The organism is Litchfieldella anticariensis FP35 = DSM 16096 (assembly GCF_000409775.1).
Classification (GTDB): Bacteria; Pseudomonadota; Gammaproteobacteria; order Pseudomonadales; family Halomonadaceae; genus Litchfieldella; species Litchfieldella anticariensis.
Map to the genome: position 1 here is coordinate 235,805 of NZ_KE332394.1, position 12,799 is coordinate 248,603.

General features: G+C 60.8%; 13 protein-coding genes. 12 read left to right on the top strand and 1 reads right to left on the bottom strand.

Annotated features, from left to right (window positions below):
- Positions 1-33 precede the first annotated feature (33 nt).
- From L861_RS21025 to L861_RS21055, 7 genes are all read left to right on the top strand, one after another.
- Complete coding sequence (locus tag L861_RS21025; RefSeq protein WP_016418680.1) at positions 34-318, top strand: UxaA family hydrolase; 285 nt, start codon at positions 34-36, stop codon at positions 316-318.
- 2 nt (positions 319-320) lie between these two features.
- Entirely contained in the window at positions 321-1,490 is a 1,170-nt protein-coding gene (locus L861_RS21030; protein ID WP_016418681.1) for a UxaA family hydrolase, read from the top strand.
- A gap of 166 nt (positions 1,491-1,656) precedes the next feature.
- Positions 1,657-2,622 carry a tripartite tricarboxylate transporter substrate binding protein gene (locus L861_RS21035; RefSeq protein ID WP_016418682.1) on the top strand — a complete coding sequence of 322 codons (966 nt, stop codon included), beginning with the start codon at positions 1,657-1,659 and terminating at the stop codon, positions 2,620-2,622.
- A gap of 16 nt (positions 2,623-2,638) precedes the next feature.
- Positions 2,639-4,171: a tripartite tricarboxylate transporter permease gene (locus L861_RS21040; RefSeq protein WP_016418683.1), complete on the top strand. Its 1,533-nt coding sequence runs from the start codon at positions 2,639-2,641 to the stop codon at positions 4,169-4,171.
- Positions 4,168-4,662: a tripartite tricarboxylate transporter TctB family protein gene (locus L861_RS21045; RefSeq protein WP_016418684.1), complete on the top strand. Its 495-nt coding sequence runs from the start codon at positions 4,168-4,170 to the stop codon at positions 4,660-4,662. The genes L861_RS21040 and L861_RS21045 overlap by 4 nt, the downstream gene beginning before the upstream one ends.
- Before the next feature lie 70 nt (positions 4,663-4,732).
- Complete coding sequence (locus tag L861_RS21050; RefSeq protein ID WP_016418685.1) at positions 4,733-5,674, top strand: hydroxyacid dehydrogenase; 942 nt, start codon at positions 4,733-4,735, stop codon at positions 5,672-5,674.
- Positions 5,671-6,681, top strand: coding sequence for an Ldh family oxidoreductase (locus L861_RS21055; RefSeq protein WP_016418686.1), 1,011 nt, complete (start codon positions 5,671-5,673; stop codon positions 6,679-6,681). Before L861_RS21050 ends, L861_RS21055 begins: the two co-directional genes overlap by 4 nt.
- On the opposite strand, the gene L861_RS21060 is transcribed toward L861_RS21055, so the two are convergent.
- Positions 6,678-7,703 carry a LacI family DNA-binding transcriptional regulator gene (locus L861_RS21060; RefSeq protein WP_016418687.1) on the bottom strand — a complete coding sequence of 342 codons (1,026 nt, stop codon included), beginning with the start codon at positions 7,701-7,703 and terminating at the stop codon, positions 6,678-6,680. The genes L861_RS21055 and L861_RS21060 overlap by 4 nt on opposite strands.
- A gap of 240 nt (positions 7,704-7,943) precedes the next feature.
- Between L861_RS21060 and L861_RS21065 the strand changes: the two genes are divergently transcribed.
- The 5 genes from L861_RS21065 to hisD all read left to right on the top strand — a co-directional run bounded on the left by L861_RS21065 (position 7,944) and on the right by hisD (position 12,799).
- On the top strand, positions 7,944-8,171 hold the full coding sequence (locus L861_RS21065; protein ID WP_016418688.1) for a hypothetical protein: 228 nt from the start codon (positions 7,944-7,946) through the stop codon (positions 8,169-8,171).
- Positions 8,172-8,217: 46 nt separating this feature from the next.
- Positions 8,218-9,402 carry a TRAP transporter substrate-binding protein gene (locus tag L861_RS21070; protein WP_016418689.1) on the top strand — a complete coding sequence of 395 codons (1,185 nt, stop codon included), beginning with the start codon at positions 8,218-8,220 and terminating at the stop codon, positions 9,400-9,402.
- Positions 9,374-9,937 carry a TRAP transporter small permease gene (locus L861_RS21075; protein WP_201766448.1) on the top strand — a complete coding sequence of 188 codons (564 nt, stop codon included), beginning with the start codon at positions 9,374-9,376 and terminating at the stop codon, positions 9,935-9,937. The genes L861_RS21070 and L861_RS21075 overlap by 29 nt, the downstream gene beginning before the upstream one ends.
- An 11-nt stretch (positions 9,938-9,948) precedes the next feature.
- A complete protein-coding gene (locus L861_RS21080; RefSeq protein ID WP_016418691.1) occupies positions 9,949-11,259 on the top strand; it encodes a TRAP transporter large permease in 1,311 nt (436 codons plus the stop codon).
- Between the two features lie 226 nt (positions 11,260-11,485).
- Positions 11,486-12,799, top strand: a complete 1,314-nt coding sequence (hisD, locus tag L861_RS21085; protein ID WP_016418692.1) for a histidinol dehydrogenase — start codon at positions 11,486-11,488, stop codon at positions 12,797-12,799.

Here is a 12,799-nt window from a genome sequence, read left to right on the forward strand (position 1 = left end):
AAGCCAATAAACCTCTGAAGAGAGGAGACATCGATGAGTATCGACTTCGTGGTACACGATGCCGACGACAGCGTTGGCGTGGCGGTAGTCGAGGGGATCCAGGCAGGACAGACATTGACCGGCTGGGTAATGCAGCAAGACCAGACGATCACCTTCGAGGTGAGAGACCCGATCCCCATTGGCCACAAGCTGGCAATCCGTGATCTGGCCGAAGGTGACACTGTGATCAAGTACGGCGTCGACATCGGCCGCGTAGTCAAGCCGATCAACAAGGGTGAGCACCTACACGTCCATAACGTCAAAACCAAGAGGTGGTAAGCATGGAACTCAAGGGTCGCAAGTTCATGGGCTATCGTCGCGACAACGGACGTGTCGGAGTCCGCAACCATGTCATCGTGTTACCGGTCGACGATATCTCGAATGCCGCCGCTGAGGCGGTCGCCAACAATATCAAGGGGACTCTCGCGCTGCCCCATCCGTACGGTCGCCTGCAGTTCGGTGCGGACCTTGATCTGCACTTTCGGACCCTGATTGGTACGGGCTGTAATCCCAACGTGGCAGCAGTCGTCGTCATTGGCATAGAGCCGGGCTGGACCCAAAAAGTGGTTGACGGCATCAAGGCCACCGGTAAGCCGGTCGAAGGGTTCTGGATCGAGCAGAATGGTGATCACAACACCATCTGCGCCGCCTCCAAGAAGGCCCGCGAATACGTGCAGTACGCGACCGAATTACAGCGCGAAGAGTGTGATGTAAGCGAGCTATGGGTATCGACGAAGTGTGGGGAATCCGATACCACGTCGGGCTGCGGGGCCAACCCCACTGTCGGTGATGCCTTCGACAAGCTGTACGAGGTGGGGTGTACCCTGGTGTTCGGCGAGACGTCGGAACTGACCGGCGGAGAGCATCTGGTAGCCGAGCGCTGTGCCACACCTGAGGTGCGCGAGCAGTTCCAGGCAATGTTCGATCGCTACAGTGCGATGATCGATCGTCACAAGACCAGCGATCTCTCCGAGTCACAGCCCACCAAGGGGAACATCGAAGGCGGGCTGACGACCATCGAGGAAAAGGCCCTGGGCAACATCCAGAAGATCGGCCATCGCTGCCGTGTCGATGGGGTGCTCGACAAGGCAGAAATGCCTGACAAGCCGGGGCTGTGGTTCATGGATTCTTCTTCGGCAGCGGCGGAGATGGTCACGCTATGTGCTGCCTCGGGGTATGTCGTGCATTTTTTCCCTACCGGCCAGGGCAATGTCATCGGCAACCCGATCCTGCCGGTCATCAAGATTTGTGCCAACCCCAGGACATTGCGAACCATGGGTGAGCATATCGATGTCGATGTGACGGGGCTGCTTAGCCGCGAGATCAACATGAATCAGGCGGGTGACCAACTGCTTGACATGATGTTGCGTACCGCCAACGGACGTAACACCGCAGCCGAGGCTTTGGGCCATCGCGAATTCGTGCTGACCCGTCTTTATGAAAGTGCTTGATAGTTAGCCAGTACACCTCCGCCTGCCGGTGGGGGTGTCGGCTTGTTAGCCCGCTTTCGACACCAGGAGGATCCTTTCGCTTCACCAGGACGTCGGGTGCACGCCGTTCACGACGTCACTATGCATGACAGCTCAGTACGACAACGACAACATCCGGAGGTAAGCCATGCGAGTCTCTCTATCTCACGCCTTGGTAACAGGCATCAGTATCGCCCTCGTCTCTGCATTGTCTACGATGGCGTCGGCGGACGAGTTTCCCTCTCACGATGTACAGTATGTGATTCCTTTCGGGCCTGGCGGTGAGTCCGACATCAGCGCCCGATTGCAACAGAAGTACTTCGAGGAGATCACCGGCGAACAACTGGTTGTCCAGTATATGCCAGGTGGTGGTGGCGCAGTGGGGTGGTCTCAACTCAATGATAAGAGTGCCGATGGCTACACCATCATGGGCTCCAACCTGCCCCACATCATCCTGAAGCCTATGGGTAAGGATGTCGGCTTTCAGACTGATGACCTCAACAACTTTTTCTACTTTCACTATTCCCCTGACGCCATCCTGGTACGTAACGACAGTCCCTTCGAAACCCTCGACGACCTGATTCAGGCGGCGGAAGAAGCGCCTGGCGCGGTAACCCTGTCAGGAAGTGGAACCTACAGCGCGAACGATGTGGCTAACACGCGCTTCCAGCAGTTGGCCGGCGTCACTACGACGTATATTCCCTTCAAGGGTACGGGAGCCGCGGTGACGGCCTTGCTCGGGGGACAGGTCCAGGCTGAGTGGGGCTATACCACCGTAGCCGCCAACCACCAGGACAAGGTGCGCATGCTGGCGGTAGCGACCGAGGAACGCCACCCCCTGTTCCCTGACGTGCCGACTTTCAAGGAGCTTGGCTACGACATGGTGGGCGGCGCCTATCGGGGCATGGCAGTGCCGGAAGGCACTCCCGAGGAGACCCAACAACGGCTTTCCGACATCTTCCAGCAGATCAACGAAAACCCTGACTTCCAGCAAGAGATGCAGGATCTCGGCTTTGTGTTGATGGATGTCCCGCTCGACGAGATGCCGGATTTCATGGCCGAGCAACGCCAGACCTACGAGGCGACTGCACGTGAACTCGGCCTGATCGACTGAGCCGCGGAGGAACCGCATGGATATTCTCACCTATGCGCTTGGCGCCCTGTCTCCGCTAAATCTGGGATTGGCGCTGGTGGGGGTGGCCGCGGGCATTATCATCGGCGCCCTGCCAGGGCTCTCGGCTACCATGGCCGTGGCGGTGCTGGTACCGGTCACCTTTGGCATGTCGCCGGAGTCGGCGTTGATCATGCTTGGAGCCATCTATACGGGGGCCATCTATGGTGGCTCCTACTCCGCCATCCTGGTCAACACGCCGGGGACCCCCTCGGCGATCGCCACCACCTTCGACGGATTTCCGATGGCCAAGCGTGGCGATGGCGACCTGGCGGTAACGCTTTCAACGCTGGCATCGGTGACAGGAGGATTGGTTGGTGTCCTGGCGCTGCTCACCGTGGCGCCGTTGCTGGCCCAGGTGGCCCTGAGTTTCGGGCCGGTGGAGTATTTTTGGCTGGCGGTCTTCGGGCTGACGCTGATATCAGCGCTGTCCGAGGGCTCGACACTCAAGGGCTTCATGGGCGCAGGATTCGGCCTGCTACTGTCGACCATCGGCGTCGCCGTGGTCGGTGGCGACACACGCTACACCTTCGGTTCCCAAGTGCTCTTGGGTGGCATCGAGATAGTCTCCGCGCTCATCGGCCTCTACTGTATCCCGGTACTCATCGATCTGGTGGCGACCCCTGAGGCCCATCTCAAGATCGAGGAGGAGCAGCGAGGCATTCGCCTGCGGGAAGGATTGGGCCTGGCCTGGTTGGGCAAGCTCAACCTATTGCGCTCGGCATCCATCGGCACGCTGGTGGCCATCCTGCCAGGGGCCGGGGGGTCCATCGCCAGCCTGGTATCCTACTCCGAGGCGCGGCGTGCTTCGCATGAGCCCAAGACCTTCGGCAAGGGCAATCCTCAGGGAGTGCTGGCGACCGAGGCTGCCAATAACGCCACCGTGGGTGGTGGTTTCATCCCCACCTTGGTGCTGGGAATCCCCGGCACACCTCCTGATGCCGTGATTCTGGGAGCCCTCCTGGTGCAAGGATTCCGCACCGGGCCGGAGTTATTCACTACCAATGCGAGCATCACCTACACTTTCGTCGCCGGGCTGTTCCTGGCCACCTGCCTGCTGCTGCCGCTTGGTCTGTTGATCGGCCGCTATGCGTTCAAGTCGATCATCACGATACCCAAGGCACTCTTGGTACCGACCATTGCCTTCATGACCGTGATCGGAACCTACGCTATCCGCAACAGCGCCAGCGATGTGGTGATCATGTTAGTTCTCGGGGTAGTCGGGTGGGGGCTCAATCGCTACGGCTTCCGGCCGTCGCCCATTGTCTTGGGCCTGATCCTGGGGCCCATCGCCGAACAGGGCTTCGTCCAGGGCTTTCTTATGGGGCGCGCCAGCGGCTCGCTCTCCATGACGTTCTTCGGTAGTCCTATTTCCATAACCATCATTGCCTTGTCGGTGCTCAGCGTCTTCTATCCGGTGATTAAGGCTCGCTGGGCACAGCGCCGCGGTAGGGTGCAGGGTGACGATTCGCATCAGGAGGCGTCCTCATGAACGATGCAACCCAAAAGCGAGGGGAAATCGAAGCCGCCTGCTCGGCGCATTCCGAGTACCTGCTTCCAATACTATTCATTGCTCTGGGGAGCCTGTTTATCTGGCAGTCCCGGGACATGAGCCAGTTGGGATCGATATTTCCTGTGACAATCGCCGTGGTGACCCTCCTGGCCGCTGTGCTGCGGTTGGGTCAGTTAGTCCTGCACCGGGTTCGAGACAATACCGAGCGTCAGAAGGGGTCGACATCTCGTCGGGTGTTGCTGGTCGTGGCCATGAGCGCCTGGGCTCTGATCATGCCCTGGGTGGGGTTCCTGATAGCGGGAGTGGCAGGGTTCTTCACTCTGATGATGATCGCCCAGTACCAGCCCTGGACAGCGCGCCGATTGCTGGGACACCTGGTGACCGGGGTCGTGCTGGTGGCCGGTTTTTATGGCCTTTTCGCCATGCTGCTTAACGTCCCCCTTCCAGTAGGCAAGTGGTGGATCGGTTGAGGGCATTACCCCCTTCCGCCTGACCAATAACTAACGCCGGGATTTGTCCGGCGAGAGGAGATGCGTTTCGATGCCCAAGATCGTGATTTCTGAGTTCATGGACGAGCGGGTCGTTGCCAACCTGGAGGACGGCTTCGCCGTGGTTTTCGACACCACTCTGGTAGACGACCGGGGCGCCCTTCTTGCAGCGGTAGCCGATGCTGACGGTATCATTGTGCGCAATCGTACCCAGGTAAATGCCGAGCTACTGGATGCTGCCCCAGGCTTGAAGGTGGTGGGGCGTCTCGGCGTGGGGCTCGACAACATCGACCTGGCCGCCTGTGGGGCTAGAGGGGTGACGGTCAAACCGGCCCATGGTGGCAACGCTGGCTCGGTGGCGGAATACGTCCTGACGGGTGCGTTGATACTACGCCGCCAAGCCTTCTTCTCCAGCCAAGCCATGCTGGCGGGAGAGTGGCCTCGCCAGGCACTGATTGGCCGAGAGATAGCCGGCAGTATCCTGGCACTGGTCGGCTTCGGTGCCATCGCTCGGGAAACGGCTCGGCGGGCGATGGCCCTGGGCATGCGGGTGGCGGCTTACGATCCTCATCTCGATCCCGGTGCTCCCGAATGGGCCGGCATCGAGCGTCACGACAGCCTGTTCTCCCTGCTGGCGGTCGCCGACGTGGTCAGCCTCCATGTACCACTGACCGAGGCGACCCGGCATCTCATCGATGGCGATACCTTGGGCCGCTTGAAACCTGATGCCGTGCTGATCAATGCCGCCCGTGGTGGCACTGTCGATGAGACGGCCTTGGCCCACGCCCTGCGTGATGGACGGCTGGCCGGTGCCATGCTGGATGTCTTCGAGCAGGAGCCTTTGCCCGCGGGATCAGTGCTCGAGGGCGTACCGAATCTGATCCTGACACCGCACATCGCCGGTGTCACCGAGGAATCCAACGCCCGTATCAGTCAGATGACAGCCGACAACGTACGCTCAGTACTCGAGCAGCCGGCGGAGGTGCACTCATGAGTGAGACTGTCGAACTGGGTTTCGAGCAGGCACGAGAGTTGGCTCTAGAGGCCATGCACGGGCGGGGCTTCGGTGAGGCAGAGGCGGAGGCTACCGTCGATGCCCTGCTGGCGGCGGAACGTGATGGGCTGCCATCGCATGGGCTGTCGCGGCTACCTTTTTACCTGGACCAGGCAGCAAGCGGCAAGGTGGATGCGGGGGCAGTTCCGAGTGTCGAGATCGACGGCGCCGTGGTGCGGGTTGACGCTGGTTATGGACTTGCCTTTCCGGCCGTTGCCCGTGGCCTGGAAGCTGGCTACGAGTGTGTTGCGCGGCTTGGCGTGGCGGCGGTGTCCATTGCCCGCTCGCACCATTTCGGTGTGGCTGGCGCGCCGGTGGAGGCGGCGGCCCGTCGGGGATATCTGGCCATGGCCTTCAGCAACTCGCCATCGGCCCTGGCGCCCTGGGGCGGAAGTCGGCCGCTGTTTGGCACCAATCCCATTGCTTTCGCCTGCCCGCGCCGGGGCACCGATCCCCTGCTACTGGATCTGTCGCTGTCCAAGGTGGCGCGCGGTAAGGTGATGCTGGCCAAGAAGCGTGGGGAGCCCATCCCCGAAGGATGGGCCCTCGACGTCGAGGGGCAGCCGACCACTGATCCTGATGCGGCCCTGGCAGGCAGCATGGTGCCGGCGGGTGATGCCAAGGGCGCGGCTCTGGCATTGATGGTGGAGCTGCTCACGGCGGGGCTCGCGGGGAGTCATTTCGGCTTTCAAGCCACTTCGTTCTTTGACGCTGAGGGCGACCCCCCTGGCATCGGCCAGCTTATCCTCCTGTTCGACCCGGGACGTTTTACGCCGCAGTTCATCGAGCAAGCAGAGACTCTCTTCGCCGCCATGCAGGATCAGCCGGGCGTGCGACTGCCCGGTGACCGACGGTATCGACTTCGCCGTGAGGGCGGTGATCAACTGACGCTGCCCGCCGCCCTGGTGGCAGAATTGGAGGCCCATGTGGCGGCGGGATGCAGCTAGTCCGTGGGTGCGGGACCGGTCGATTCCCTGAGTACCAACGGGGCATCGAGCAGTCGACGGTGAGGCGTGGTCACGCCGTCGATTCTCGCGATCAGGCCATCGGCGACTTGGCGACCGATCTCTCCTGCGGGCACAGCAACCGTCGTCAGGGGTGGGGACATGAAACGGGCCTGGGGAAGATCATCGAAGCCGGTTATCGAGATCTCCCTGGGGACTTGCAGGCCAGCTCGCTGAGCGGCCAACATCACGCCGAAAGCCAGGGTGTCATTGCCGCAAAGGATTGCGGTGGGTCGCCTGTCCAGCCCCATCAGCGACTCGAAGGCCTCGGCGCCCTCGGCGATCCCGTAATCCACCTTGACGATCCGCTCCGGGGGTAGGGGGCATCCGGCTGCTTCAGCCGCCTGTCGGAAGCCTTCAAGCCGCGCCCGAGCCCGGTCATTGCCGTCGGTGGGAGCGCTGACAACGGCCAAGCGTCGATGGCCTAGCATCAAGAGGTGCTCCGCCAGATGGCGTGCAGGGGCGGTGTTGTCAAAGCCGATGCCGGGCCAGTCGGGGTCATCCTCGGCGTGCCAACAGGTCAGGAAGGGGAGTTGACGTCGCTGCAACAGGGTCAGGGCGGCCGGTCGATGATCATGGCCGACCAACACGACACCATCCACACCTTGTTGGATCAGGGTTCTCAGGGCCTGGAGTTCGTCATCCAGGTCGTAGCGATAGGTGGCGATCAACAAACGACAATCGTGGCGCTTGAGACGTCGTTCCAGGCTGTCGATCATGGCGCTGAAGATGGGATTGTCCAGCGTCGGAACCAGGGCACCAATGGCTCCGATCCGTCTCGAAGCTAGAGCTCGGGCAGTCCCATCGGGGACGTAACCAAGTCGGTCGATGGCCGCCTCGACGCGTTCTCGAAGTCGTTTGCTGACATGAGGAGCCCGGTTGAGGACCCGCGATACCGAGGCTGTCGACACTTCCGCTTCCCGAGCCACATCCTCCAGCAGCGTCCGCTGCATCTCCTTGTTCATGACATCTCTCGCTTCCATTGGTCCCCTACGTAATGCCCGTCATGATGAGGGCATTTTTTTCTGGACAAGTCATATAGAGGAGTCTAGGTTGAAGTCATATTGTTGTAAGCGCTTACAATAGATTTTCTGAGTATAGACCCCAAGAGGCGATAGGCAAGCAGGACATCACACCGTGGGGCGGATGTGAGCATTGCCCCTTCGTCGAGACAACGACAACAACGACACACTGGAGCCACTGATATGTCGGATTCTCCAAACAAGGCAAGCACGCCAAAGACCATGGGCGGCCTGATGTGGCTGGCCCTAGGGCTGTTCATTGCCTTCTTCCTCAATGTCGCCGTGCAACGCTTTCGTCCAGGACTGCTGGATATCTCAGCAGCTCAGGAGGCGATGTTGCTGGTGGCCGCGACTGCCTGTTTTATCTCCGCCTGTCTCAGGCTCGAGTCGCGACAGTCCTCCACGCCATGACTTCCGATCTGGCTGAGGTTCAACAATAATCAAGAGGAGTATGCTGATGTCACTTTTCAAGATCCCTTTCACTCGTGAATCTGATGCTATCGGGGAGCCCAGCCGACCGGAGCGTCGCCGGTTCATGGGGGCTGTGACACGATATGGCTTTACCGCTGCAGTGATTGGCGCCGTGGGAGGTAGCCTATTCTCGGAACGCGCCATGGCAGCGACTTCCCAGGAGGAAAGCGAACGCGAGGCTGCCGCCGAGACCACCCTGGTCATGGCCACCGGCTACACGGCGGGGGCATCGCGTGCCTATCCGATCATGCAGCTCAACTTCAAGGAAAACCTGCAGAACTTCACTGGTGGACGACTCTATGTGAAGCTGGCACCGGGTGGGCAGTTGGGGGCCGGGGGTGCCCTTATCACCAAGGTGCAGAATGGCACCATCGCCATGGCTCAGCACTCCATCTCCAACCTCTCGGCCTTTGCGCCTGAGGTCGATCTCATCAACATCCCTTACTGGTGTGGTGAGAACCAGCGCCTGGTCAACCTGGTCACCTCTCAAGCCTGGCGTGATGTCGTCCATCACAAGGTAGAGGAGCGTGGTTTCAAGGTCCTTACCTATATCTGCATCGATCCGCGGACGGTGGCAGTGCGTAACGGTCTCCTCGATGGCCCCGTACGCACTCCCGATGACATCGCCGGTATCAAGTTCCGGGTGCCGTCCTCACAGATCCTCCAGAAGGTGTATCGCCTGGCCGGTGCCAACCCCACGCCAGTAGCCTGGGGCGAGACCTCCTCGGCCATGAAGCAGGGCGTTGCCGATGCCCTCGACCCCAGCGTTCAGGCGTTACTGGTGTTTGGCTTCACCGACGTGCTGTCGAGCATCTCCACCATCCAGTCGGTACCCGACGCGCAGGTGTACACCTGCAACAAGGAATGGTTCGATGCCCAGCCCGCTGAGATTCAGGAAGGCATCCTCCAGGCCGCCGACGTCACCTTCCGGGAGAACCTGGCCAAGGTGCCAGCGGCACGCGCCTACGCTTACTACGAGATGCGTCAGGCTGGTGTTACGGTGTATTCGCCCACCGAGGACGAGGTTGCCCAGTGGAAGGAACGCTGCGGTCACCAACTGCCGGCCTGGGATGACACCAAGCGCGAACTGGCGGGATCCTTGGAGGCGTTTGACAAGCTGCTGGCGGCTACGGAGGTGTCGAATGGCTACTTCGTCGACAGCAATGCCTAAAAAGAACTCCTGGCGAGCCTTCCGTCTGCGCTGCGACAGTATCGACCGCAAGAGTGAGCGTTGGCTGCTGTTGACCTTCTATGCGTTGATCATCCTGACGGTCGCCATCGAGGTCATCCGCCGCTTCGTGCTGAACTACTCCTCGGTGTGGGGCGAGGAACTGGCCCGTTACTCCTTCATCTATCTCGCCTGGATCGCCGCCGCGGCGGCAGTCCGCGATCGCGCCCACATTCGCATCGATGTCTTGGTCAATCTAGGGGGGCCCGGGATGCGGCGCCTGGCCTGGTGGATCTCGGACATCGCCACTCTGGTGCTGGCCATTTGGGCGCTGTGGCTGTCAATGTCGCCAGTGCTCACATCGTTGCACTTTGGTTCGGTGACCCCAGGCCTGCGTCTGTCCCAGGCACTGTTCCTGGCGGCGATTCCCATCGGCTTCCTGCTGATCGCCTCTCGGGTATTGCAGTCGATGCTGGCGGATATCCGCCGCATGCGACGTGGAGAGCCACCGTTCGACGGACACAAGTTGTTCGACTGAGGAGGTCTGTCATGGAATTCCTGGCTATACAGCAGGCCGCCGCGGATCTGGGCTGGACCTTTTACGTGCCTTTGGCAGTTCTGGTGGGCCTGATCGTGCTGGGTGTGCCGATCTGGGTGGCCATCGGCCTGGGCGCTCTGGGCATGCTGACCCTAACCGAGACGCTGCCACTCTCGGTGTTCGGAGAGTCGTTGTTCGAGGGGATCAACGCCTTTGCCTTGATCGCTGTACCGCTGTTCATCCTCACTGGCGATGCCTTGGTGCGATCCGGGTTGTCGGACAAGCTCCTCGACGTGGCCGAGGCCTCTGTAGGCGGTTTGCGCACCGGACTCGGTAACTCAACCACCCTAGGCTGCGGTTTCTTCGCTTGCATCTCTGGTTCCGATGCCGCGGGTGCGGCGGCGGTAGGGCGGATGACCATCCACCGCCTGGTGGAACGGGGCTATCCCTTGCCGGCGGCCTGTGCGCTGGTAGCTTCAGGAGCCTGTACCGGTATCCTGATTCCGCCATCGATTGCCTATATCGTGATCGGTCTGGTGCTTGGCATGTCGGCTTCGACCCTATTCCTCGCCGCTGCCATTCCCGGCGTGCTGGTGATGCTGTCGGTCATGGTCACCAACATGGTGCTCAACCGGATCCATGGCTTTGAGGGTGACCGTGCCCGTTTTTCCTGGCGACGTTGGGGCGCCACGGTCTGGGATGCCCGGTGGGCGCTGTTCGTGCCGGTGGTAATCCTCGGTGGCATCTACTCGGGCATCTTCACGCCGACCGAAGCGGCTTCCGTCGCGGTGGTGGTGGTAGTGATCATTGGCTTCCATCAAGGACGTCTGACGCTCGGCGACATCCCACGAATGCTGGAGTCATCGGCCAGGGTCTGTGGTGTGATCGTGCCGATCATAGCAGTATCGCTACCCCTGGCGCAGACCCTGGCCAGTCTGGATATTCCCCAGACCCTGGTCAGCGGTATCGGTAGCCTGACCGATTCGCCAACAGTGATCATCCTGTTGATGATCGGCATCCTGGTCCTGGCAGGCTGCGTGATGGAAACCACTCCCAATATCGTGATTCTGTCGCCGCTGCTGCTGCCCCTGGCTCAACAGGTGGGGATGAACGAGTTCCACTTCGCGATCCTGATGGTGACCACTCTGGGACTGGGCTTTATTACGCCACCACTGGGTCTCAACCTCTTCGTGGTCTCGGGACTAACGCGTTGTTCGGTGCTGGCCATTGCTCGCTATGCCTTCCCGTTCGTGCTGGGCATGCTGCTAGTGGTTCTGCTGATTGCATTCGTCCCCTGGCTGTCGACTTGGGGATTAAGTTAAGGCTAGAAGGACTACCCAATGGAGGAAGATTTTCCAAAAAAATTGTAAGCGCTTACAAAATTAGCATGAGAGATTAACAGAAAGCATCCGGCCTCAGGATGTCGTGGCAACGCCCCGACCATACCAGAGAGGTCGGTGGCCCGGATGCTCACTGCTGGTCAATTTTGCGACCGACCGGGCAGGAATAAACCAACGACCTTGCAATAACCACGAGAGGAAAAGCCAGATGGCGATCAGTTACTACAAGAAGGCAGACAAGAACGCATCCACTGGTTACGACCAGACACAGGAGATCGTTTCCCGAATGCTGGCTGAGATCGAAGCCGAAGGAGAGGCCAAGGCCAAGGAGTACTGCCGAACACTGGACGGCTGGGAAGGGGACGTGGTGGTCAGTCGCGAGCAGATCGAGGCTGCCAAGGCCAAGGTGCCCGATCAGCTCAAGCAGGACATCCACTTCGCCTATGAACGGGTCAGTCGTTTCGCCACCGCCCAGCGTGACAGCATTCAGGAGTTCGAGACTGAGCTCTCGCCGGGACTCTTTGCCGGTCAGAAGCTGATCCCCATGGAGACCGCCGGCTGCTACGTCCCGGGTGGGCGCTATGCTCATATCGCCTCGGCGATCATGAGTGTAGCCACGGCCAAGGTAGCTGGGGTCAGGAACGTAGTGGCGTGTTCGGTGCCGCGTGACGAGAAGGGCATCCATCCGGCGATCCTTTACGCCATGGACTTGGCCGGGGCCGACATTATCCTGCAGATGGGCGGTGTCCAGGGCATTGCTTCCATGGCCTTCGGACTCTTCACTGGCAAGCCGGCGGACATCCTGGTTGGCCCGGGGAACCGCTTCGTGGCGGAGGCCAAGCGCCAGCTTTTCGGCCGCTGTGGTATCGATATGTTTGCCGGTCCCACCGAGATCGGCATCATTGCCGACCATACCGCCGATCCCGACATCGTCGCAGCCGACCTGGTAGGGCAGGCCGAGCACGGTCCGGACTCCCCGGCTTGGCTTTTCACCACCTCTCGGGCGTTGGCCGATGCCGTCACCGAGCGCATGCCCGACCTGATCGGTGCACTGCCCGAGACCCAGCGCAAGGCAGCAGATGCGGCCTGGCGCGACTACGGCGAAATCATCCTCTGTGATAGCCGGGAAGAGGTGGTCGAGGTCAGCGACCGCTACGCCTCCGAGCATCTGGAGCTGCAAGCCAAGGATCTCGATTGGTGGATGGACCACCTCTCCAGCTACGGCTCGTTGTTCGTCGGCGAGGAGGCCACCGTGGCATTCGGCGACAAGTGCTCCGGAACCAACCATATCCTGCCCACCAAGGGAGCAGCCCGTTACACAGGCGGGCTGTGTGCCCAGAAATTCCTCAAGATCGTCACCTACCAGCGCCAGAGCCGAGAGGCTACTCGCGGCGTGGCCTCGGCCGCGGCACGCCTGTCCCGTTGCGAGGGGATGGAAGGGCATGCGCGTACCGGTGATGCCCGTCTGGCCAAATACTACCCGGACGAGACTTTCGAGCTGGTCATCACGGAGGAGGTGTGA